This is a genomic window from Erwinia sp. S38, assembly GCF_016624545.1.
Lineage (GTDB): Bacteria > Pseudomonadota > Gammaproteobacteria > Enterobacterales > Enterobacteriaceae > Erwinia > Erwinia coffeiphila.
In genome coordinates, this window is sequence record NZ_JACVTS010000085.1 from 1 (window position 1) to 319 (window position 319).

At 51.7% G+C, this 319-nt stretch carries 1 tRNA gene; it reads left to right on the plus strand.

The window, feature by feature from the left end:
• Positions 1 to 130 precede the first annotated feature (130 nt).
• Positions 131 to 205, plus strand: a tRNA-Glu gene (locus tag IBT46_RS27105).
• Positions 206 to 319 lie beyond the last annotated feature (114 nt).

The window sequence follows — 319 nt, forward strand, 5'->3', positions numbered from 1 at the left end:
AGGTAACCGTAGGGGAACCTGCGGTTGGATCACCTCCTTACCTGAAGATACCTTCCCGCGCAGTGCTCACACAGATTGTCTGATAGAAAAAGTAATGAGCAGGACGGCTGCGAAGTCGCGACACTGATGTGTCCCCTTCGTCTAGCGGTTAGGACTCCGCCCTTTCACGGCGGCAACAGGGGTTCGAATCCCCTAGGGGACGCCACCTGCCTGGTGACAGGTGAAAGATGTCTCCACAGTATCTCAAAACTGATATTGCCTTCGGGTGAGTCACGTTTGAGATATTTGCTCTTTAACAATCCGGAACAAGCTGAAAAAT